This is a genomic window from Salinicola sp. (assembly GCF_982684285.1).
The window spans coordinates 1-8,087 of the sequence record NZ_CEXLVS010000189.1 but is presented as its reverse complement, the minus strand read 5'-3'; the positions used below and the strand labels follow the sequence as shown (position 1 = coordinate 8,087).

General features: G+C 65.6%; 7 protein-coding genes. All 7 read left to right on the top strand.

From position 1 onward, the window contains the following. Positions 1-900 (top strand): zinc-binding alcohol dehydrogenase family protein (locus AC3AYF_RS15230; RefSeq protein ID WP_295040471.1); only part of this gene is annotated, 900 nt, incomplete at its 5' end. After that, positions 897-2,558, top strand: a complete 1,662-nt coding sequence (locus AC3AYF_RS15225; RefSeq protein WP_295040469.1) for a UxaA family hydrolase — start codon at positions 897-899, stop codon at positions 2,556-2,558. The genes AC3AYF_RS15230 and AC3AYF_RS15225, both read left to right, overlap by 4 nt. Continuing rightward, a complete protein-coding gene (locus AC3AYF_RS15220) occupies positions 2,555-3,688 on the top strand; it encodes a mannitol dehydrogenase family protein (protein WP_295040467.1) in 1,134 nt (377 codons plus the stop codon). The genes AC3AYF_RS15225 and AC3AYF_RS15220 overlap by 4 nt, the downstream gene beginning before the upstream one ends. Positions 3,689-3,731: 43 nt before the next feature. Then, positions 3,732-4,727 carry a C4-dicarboxylate TRAP transporter substrate-binding protein gene (locus AC3AYF_RS15215; RefSeq protein ID WP_295040465.1) on the top strand — a complete coding sequence of 332 codons (996 nt, stop codon included), beginning with the start codon at positions 3,732-3,734 and terminating at the stop codon, positions 4,725-4,727. A gap of 377 nt (positions 4,728-5,104) precedes the next feature. After that, a complete protein-coding gene (locus tag AC3AYF_RS15210) occupies positions 5,105-5,638 on the top strand; it encodes a TRAP transporter small permease (RefSeq protein ID WP_295040463.1) in 534 nt (177 codons plus the stop codon). Between the two features lie 5 nt (positions 5,639-5,643). After that, positions 5,644-6,927 carry a TRAP transporter large permease gene (locus AC3AYF_RS15205; protein ID WP_295040462.1) on the top strand — a complete coding sequence of 428 codons (1,284 nt, stop codon included), beginning with the start codon at positions 5,644-5,646 and terminating at the stop codon, positions 6,925-6,927. A 154-nt stretch (positions 6,928-7,081) separates the two neighbouring features. Further along, entirely contained in the window at positions 7,082-7,855 is a 774-nt protein-coding gene (locus AC3AYF_RS15200; protein WP_295040460.1) for a FadR/GntR family transcriptional regulator, read from the top strand. Positions 7,856-8,087: the final 232 nt, after the last annotated feature.

Below are 8,087 nucleotides of genomic sequence, written 5' to 3'. Positions count from 1 at the left end.
CCCTACTTCGCCTACCCCCGCGTGCTGGGTCACGAACTCAGCGGCGAGGTGGTGCTGACCGGCGACGATGTCTCCCCCGAACTCATTGGCCAGCCAGTCTACGTAATCCCCTACCTCCACTGCGGCGAATGCCGCGCCTGTCGCCAGGGCCGTACCAACTGCTGCCAGCGTCTCGAGGTGGTCGGCGTGCATCGCGACGGCGGCATGGCGGAGTGGCTCAACGTCCCGGCGTCGCATCTGGTGCCGGTGCCCGGTCTGTCAGCGGAAGCCTTGGCGCTGGTCGAGTGTCAGGCGATCGGCGCCCACGCCGTCCGCCGCGGCCAGGTCGAAAGAGACGAACTGGTGGTGGTGGTGGGTGCCGGCCCGATCGGCATTGGCGTACTGCAGGTGGCCAGGAGCCGCGGCGCGCGGGTGGCGATGGTCGATACCAATCGCGACCGCCTGGCGCTGTGCCGAGACGCGCTCGGTGCCGATGCCGTCTGGCACGCCGTCGAGGATGACGTGAGCGCCGAGATCGAGGCGCTCAACGATGGCGCCCTGGCCGACGTGGTGTTCGATGCGACAGGCAATCCCGAGGCGATGAATCGCGGCTTCGACTTCGCCGGCCACGGCGGTCGCTATGTGCTGGTGAGCGTGGTCAAGGCCGACATCAGCTTCAGCGACCCGGACTTCCACAGGAAGGAGCTGACCCTGCTGGGCAGCCGCAATGCGACACGGGAGGACTTCGAGACCGTCACCCGGCTGATGGCGAGTGGCGACATCCTCACCGAGCCGTTGATCACCCACCGGGGTCGGCTCGAGGAGTTGCCGACGCTGATGCCCCAGTGGTGCGCACCCGCCAGTGGCGTGATCAAGGCGATGGTGACGCTGGATGCCGCAACCGCGGAGGTCGAATCATGAGCGATACCCGCCTCGACACCATCGGTACCGACAGCCCGACCCGGATCACCCTGCGCATCCACCCGCGCGACAACGTGGCGGTGGCGCTGACCGACCTGCCCGCCGGTCGCCGGGTCGTGATCGACGACCGCGATATCGCCCTTGCCGACAATGTCCGCCACAAGCACAAGTTCACGCTCCAGGCGCTGTCGCCGGGGGAGATCGTCACCATGTACGGCGTCACCGTGGGCAAGGCGACGCAAGCCATCCCCGCGGGCGGCGTCATCAGCGTGGACAACGTCGCCCATGCCACGGAGAGCGATGACGTCCAGCCCGGCAGCAGGTACTGGACGCCGCCGGAGGTGACGCGCTTCCAGGGCGCGACCTTCGACGGCTTCCATCGCCCCGACGGCAGTGTCGGCACCGCCAACCTCTGGCTGGTGATTCCGCTGGTGTTCTGCGAGAACCGCAATATCGAGGTGCTGCGCCAGTGCGTCGCCGATGCGCTGGGCGACGACCCTTATCGCGACTACAAGCGCATGGCGCGGCAGATGCTGGACGGGATGCTCGATGCCTCGTTCGGCGACCCTTTCGAGTCGCAAGCGCCAACACGCTTCCCCAATGTCGACGGCGTGCGCTTTCTGACCCATACCCTGGGCTGCGGCGGCACCGACGGCGATGCCGAAGCGCTGTGCCAGCTGCTGGCCGGCTACATCTGCCACCCCAACGTGGCCGGCGCGACGGTGCTGAGCCTCGGCTGCCAGAAGGCGCAGATCCAGATGCTCAAGGCGGCGGTGGCCCAGCGCGACCCGCAGCAACTGCGAACGGTGGACTACTTCGACCAGCAGTCTTCACCCAGCGAGGAGGCCCTGATCCGCAATGCGCTGCAGTCGATCTTCGACGGCCTGGCGGCCGCCGATCGCATTCAGCGCCAGCCGGCGCCGCTGGCCAAGCTCACCCTCGGGGTCGAGTGCGGCGGCTCCGACGGTTTCTCCGGCATCTCCGCCAATCCGCTGGTGGGCGGCGTGGTCGATCGCCTGGTCGCCCTCGGCGGCAGCGGCATTCTCGCCGAGTTCCCGGAGCTGTGCGGGGTCGAGCACGAGCTGGTCGCCCGCTGCACCGACGCGGACGTCGCCGGACGCTTCCGCGATCTGATGCAGGCCTATCAGCGCCACGCCGCCGCGGTGGGGGCCGATTTCTCCATGAACCCTTCGCCGGGCAATATCCGCGACGGCCTGATCACCGACGCGATGAAATCCGCCGGCGCGGCCAAGAAAGGCGGCGATGGCCCGGTGGTCGACGTGCTCGACTACACCGAGCCCCACCGCCGCGCCGGGCTCAGCCTGCTCTGCACCCCGGGCAACGATGTGGAATCGACCACCGCCCTGGCCGGCTCCGGCGCCAACCTGATCCTGTTCACCACCGGGCTCGGCACGCCCACCGGCAACCCGGTGACACCGGTGCTCAAGATCGCCAGCAACAGCGAACTGGCCACGCGCATGCGCGACATCATCGATTTCGACGCCGGCCCCATCGTGCGCGGCGAACGCAGCATCGACGAACTGGCGGAAGAGCTGCTGACGCTGTGCATCGAGGTCGCCTCGGGGTGTCGCCACTCGCACGCCCAGCGCCTCTCCCAGCACGACTTCATTCCGTGGAAGCGCGGGGTGTCGTTATGAGTCTCTCGAAGCCCACGAACGACTTCCGCGATGCCGGGATCGTCCAGTTCGGCACCGGACGTTTTCTGCTCGCCCATGTCGACACGCTGGTGTCCGAATCGCTGGCAAATGGCGACAGCGACGAGCGCATTCTGGTGGTCCAGAGTTCGACTCGCGAAGAGGGCAAGCGCAAGGCGCGCCTGCTGGCCGAGCGGCGCCGCTACCCCGTGCGGATTCGCGGCCGACGCGACGGCGAGGCCATCGACCGCGAGCAGACCGTCGACAGCGTCGCCGGCTGCCTGATCGCCGCCGAGCAGTGGGACGCGCTCGAGCGCCACGTGATCGAGCACGCCCGCATCATCGTCTCCAATACCGCCGACAACGGCTACGAGGTCGGCGACGACTCGAGTCTCGCCACCGTGCCGGCGAGCTTTCCCGGCAAGCTGACCCACTTGCTGCGGGCGCGCTTCGAGGCCGGCAACGACGGCCTGACGATCCTGCCCTGCGAGCTGATCGAGCACAACGCCAGCCGGTTGCAATCGCTGGTGACGGCGATGGCCCGCCGCGACGGCGTCGGAACCCATGACAGCGAGGCCTTTCTGGAATGGCTCGATAACCGCTGCGTATGGGCCGATACGCTGGTGGACCGCATCGTCTCGGAACCGCTCGAACCGCTCGGCGCCATCGCCGAACCCTATGCCCTGTGGGCCATTGCCCGCCAGCCCGGCATGGCGATTCCCTGCACCCACTCGGATGTCGAGATCGTCGATGACCTGGGCCCGCAGGCGATGTGCAAATTGCACATTCTCAATCTCGCCCACACCTATCTGGTCGATCGATGGCAGCGCGAGGGCCGGCCGGTCGAATTCGTGCGCGAGGCGATGGAGCACTCCGCGCTGGTCGACCCGCTGCATGCCGTGCTCGAAGACGAGGTCCTGCCGACGCTGGCCACCGAGCTGCCGATGGCCCGATTGCAGCGCTATCTGGCCGTGACGCTGGAGCGCTTCGCCAACCCCTTTCTCGATCATCGCCTCGCCGATATCGCCCAGAATCACGCCGCCAAGCGACAGCGACGGCTGCAACCGGTGGTGGATAAAGCACGCCTCCAGGGGCGCGCCACACCCAGGCTCGACGACGCGTTGAGCCAATGATCCCAGCAAGAAGCCCACAAGACGACAACACTGGAGCACGCCCATGACGACCCATCGATTTTTCCGATTCACGGCTTCGCTCGCCCTGGCGAGCGTGAGCACCCTTGCCCTCGTCAGCACAGCGCAAGCCGCCACCGAGATTCGCGTCGCCTACGGCAATCAGCCCGGCGAGCCGGTCGACGTCGCGGTGAAGGCGTGGGCGAAAAGCGTCGAGGAAGCCAGCGACGGCGAGTTGACGCTGAAGGCGTTTCCCGCCAGCCAGCTCGGCGGCGAGACCGAAGTGATGGAGCAGGCCCGGTTCGGCTCGCCGCTGATCACCATTACCGCCTACTCCAACTTCATCAGTTCGGTGCCGGATCTCGCCGTACTGGACGCGCCCTATCTGGCCGACGATTTCGACAGCAAGCTCAAGGTCTTCGATTCCGACTGGTTCGCCGGACAGGAGCAGAAAGTCGAGGAAGCGGGCTATCACATCGTGATTCCCAACACCGTCTACGGCGTGCGCCAGCTGCTCTCCCGCGAGCCGGTGGCCACGCCGGAAGACCTGGCCGGGGTCAAGATCCGGGTGCAGAACTCGCCGATGTACGTGGCCGCGATCAAGGCAATGGGCGCGGTGCCGACACCGATGTCCCTGGGCGACGTCTACCCCTCCCTGGCCCAGGGCCTGGTCGACGGTGTCGAGAACCCGCTGCCGGTGCTCTACGGCGGCAAGTTCTACGAAGTGGTGAAGAACCTCAATCTCACCTCGCACATGCATACGGTCGCGCCCTTCGTCACCGGCGAGGCGTTCTGGCAACAGTTGAGCCCGGAAGATCAGAAGATTCTCACCGAGACCGGCCAGGAGATGGCCCAGAACCTGCGAACCCTGGTCGAGAAAGAGACCGAGAAGTCGCTCGAACAGCTAAAGGATGCCGGTGTCCAGGTTCACGAGGTGGATACCGCGCCGTTCCGCGAGCGCGCCCAGGAAGAGATTCCCAAGGCGTTTCCGCAGTGGAGCGAGGGGCTTTATCAAGAGGTCAGCGACATCATCAACGGCTGACAAAATCGCCGGGAGCGATTTTGGACGTCGCACAGCGACGGCCCGGAGGGCGACCGCCAGGGATGGCGGTCGCAATCTCGATGCCTGCGCGAGCGAATCGCGGCGTTGCGCGGGGCTCGAAGCCCTCGCCTAACACCCCGTTATGTCTCGTGTGACTCGTAGCCTTCGGCAACTCGCCCTCACGGGCCACCCGGCGGGCGTTCTCTCCGCTGCGCTACGAGTCTGCGCCCCGCGCGCCTTGCGACCCACATGGATGTGGGAAGTGCGGTTGTTCGTAGGGAACGAACATAGCCGCTTCATCTCGCTCGGCTATCGATCCTCCTTTGTTTAACGCTGCGACGTGCACTGTTGCTCACGCCGTTAGGAGTTGAATATTCATGCAAACGCTTTTCAGGGCGATCGACCGCGTGATGCGGCTCGATGAGGTCATCGCCAGCCTGGCGCTGTTCGGGCTGTTCCTGGTGGCCATCGCCAATGTCTTCATGCGCTATCTGTTCTCGTCGCCGCTGGCCTGGAGCGAGGAGATCCTGCAGCTGCTGATGGTATGGGCGACGTTTCTCGGCGCCAGCGCGCTGGTGCGGCGCAACGAGCACGTCCTGATCGGCCTGCTGGGCGACAAGTTGCCGCCCCGCCTGAGCCGCTGGAATACCCGCATCTTCAATATCGGCGTCGTCATGCTCTGTGCCCTGGCGATGCTGTTCTGGGGCCTGGAACTGCTGCCGTTCTCGCGCTTTCGCAGCACGCCGATGCTGCAGATCCCCTACTACTGGATCCACGTCGCCATCCCCATCAGCGCCGCCATGATGCTCTACCACGGGCTGGTGCGCCTGATCACCGATGACCGGGGCGTAGCTTCACCGGACGCGACCGCCGACCTCTTGACCGCCGATGTGTTGAACACCAAGGAGTAATATCGATGGCCGTTGGCATTGCGCTCGTCGCGCTCTTCATCCTGTTCTGCCTGGGTACGCCGGTGGCCTTCGCGCTGTTCGCGTCGAGCCTGGCCTACTTCCTGATCGGCGCCGACCAGCCCATGGTGATGCTGATCCAGCGCCTCGCCGGCGGGCTGGAGTCGATCTCGCTGCTGGCCATTCCGTTTTTCATCATGGCCGGGGTGTTCATGAATCACTCCGGCATCACCGAGCGTCTGCTCAAGCTGGCCGAGCTGATGACCCGCCGCCTGCACGGCGGACTGGCCCAGGCCAACGTGCTGCTGAGCACCTTCATGGGCGGGCTGTCCGGCTCCAACATTGCCGATGCGGCGATGAACGCCAAGCTGCTGGTGCCGAGCATGACCAAGGCCGGCTACCCCAAGGCGTTCTCCAGCGCGATCACCGCCTCGTCGTCGCTGATCACCTCGACCATACCGCCGGGGATCGCGCTGATCGTCTACGGCTACGTCAACAACGTCTCCATCGGCCGGCTGTTCCTGGCCGGCGTCGTCCCAGGCGTGCTGATGGCGGTCGCCATGATGGTGCTGGTCTCGATCCAGTGCCGACGTCTCGGCTATCAGAAGCCGCGCCGCGAGCGCGTATCGCGGCACGAATGGATCAGCGTCACCCGCGCCGGGATCATCGCCCTGCTGCTGCCGGTGGTGGTGATCGGCGGGATTCGCGTCGGTGTCTTCACCCCCACCGAAGCGGGGGCGATGGCAGTGCTCTACGCGCTGATCGTCGGCCTGTTCGTCTATCGCCAGATGGGGCTGGGCAGCATCGCCGTGGCAACGCGGGAATCGCTGATGGCCTCGGTCAACGTGCTGTTCATCATCGCCGTCGCCTCGGGTTTCGCCCGCGTGCTTACCTGGGAGCAGATTCCCCAGCAGATCGCCCTGATGCTCTCCTCGGGCGTCGGCAGCGCGGTGGCGTTTCTGCTGATCGCCAACCTGCTGCTGCTGGTCCTCGGCATGTTCCTGGAGGGCAACGCGATTCTGATCGTGCTGTCGCCGCTGCTGGCCCCGGTCGCCGCCCAGTTCGGCATCGACCCGGTGCACTTCGGCATCGTCTTCATCCTCAACGCCTCGATCGGCACGATAACGCCACCGCTGGGGACGGTAATGTTCACCACCTGCAGTATCACCGGCGTCTCGATCGGGGCGTTCATTCGCGCCATCGTGCCCTACTGGCTGCTGCTGGTCGCCTTGCTGCTGGTGGTCACCTTCGTGCCCGCGGTGTCATTGACGCTGCCCAACTGGGTGTTTTGAGCTCCGCTGATACCATGAGTGAAAGCTTGCAGATACGACCATGGGTGTATGTCGACCTTTCTAGGTCGCACCTTCGACGACCGGGCAGGTAAGATGAAGTTGAAAGAGCCAATGTTGACCATACGGCTCAACCCACTTCGACTGCCGAGAATCGATGTTCGTGAAGGACGCGCCGCCAACTCGCTCCCCCCAACGCCCCAGCGTCGCCGAGGCGCTGGTCAGGGAGATCTTCGCCGGACACTACCAGCCCGGCGAATTCGTACCCAAGGAGATCGATCTCTGCGAGCAGTTCGCGCTCAATCGCTCGGCCGTACGCAGCGATCTGCGCCAGCTGGTCGACGCTGGCATCATCGAGCGCATTTCCGGCTACGGCTCGCGAGTCCGGGCGTACTCCGAGTGGAATATTCTCGATCCGCAGGTCACCGACTGGATGGTCCGTTTCGCCACCCCCAACCCGGGTATCCAGCGCGAGATCCTGGCCTTCAGGTTCGACGTCGAACCCTATGTCGCGATGACCGCGGCCAAGCGCGCCACCGCGAGGGACCTGGTGGCGATCGAGGAAGCCTTCGAGGGCATGGGCCAGGACTTCCACAACCCGGCGTCGGCCCATCGCGGGCGGCTGCACAGTGACTGGGACGTCGCATTCCATGTCGCCATCTTCAAGGCGACCCACAATATCGTTTGGACTCAGCTCTCGCACATCCTGAAGCCCTCGATTCATCTGCTGGTGGAGACCTCCAATGTCAGCGCCAGCGATCCGGAGGAGAGCCTGGAGCGCCACCGCCAACTGATGGAGTGCATTCGAATCCGGCGCCCCCGCGACGCCTTCTTCGCCTCGGTGGCCGTCCTGAGAGGAACGGCCGACGCGCTGGGCATGGAGATGCCGGAGACCTTGCTGGGCGAAGTGCCGGACGCGATCGAGGGCTGAATCCCCGAGAGCGCCGTTTCACAGCAGCTCACCGCGGGTGGCGATAGCCGACACCGGCGATGGCCGCCTCGATCATGCAGAGGAGAGACATCATGGATTTCGGTATTCACGGTCGCTGGGCCATCGTCTGCGCAGCCAGCCAGGGGCTCGGCAAGGGCTGCGCCATCGCCCTGGCCAGGGAAGGCGTCAATCTGGTCATCAACTCTCGCCGGCGGGAAACGCTCGACGCGGT

Coding starts and splice junctions, on each gene's coding strand:
- AC3AYF_RS15225 (WP_295040469.1), top strand. CDS start 897: ATGAGCGATACCCGCCTCGACACCATCGGTACCGACAGCCCGACCCGG.
- AC3AYF_RS15220 (WP_295040467.1), top strand. CDS start 2,555: ATGAGTCTCTCGAAGCCCACGAACGACTTCCGCGATGCCGGGATCGTC.
- AC3AYF_RS15210 (WP_295040463.1), top strand. CDS start 5,105: ATGCAAACGCTTTTCAGGGCGATCGACCGCGTGATGCGGCTCGATGAG.
- AC3AYF_RS15205 (WP_295040462.1), top strand. CDS start 5,644: ATGGCCGTTGGCATTGCGCTCGTCGCGCTCTTCATCCTGTTCTGCCTG.
- AC3AYF_RS15215 (WP_295040465.1), top strand. CDS start 3,732: ATGACGACCCATCGATTTTTCCGATTCACGGCTTCGCTCGCCCTGGCG.
- AC3AYF_RS15200 (WP_295040460.1), top strand. CDS start 7,082: ATGTTCGTGAAGGACGCGCCGCCAACTCGCTCCCCCCAACGCCCCAGC.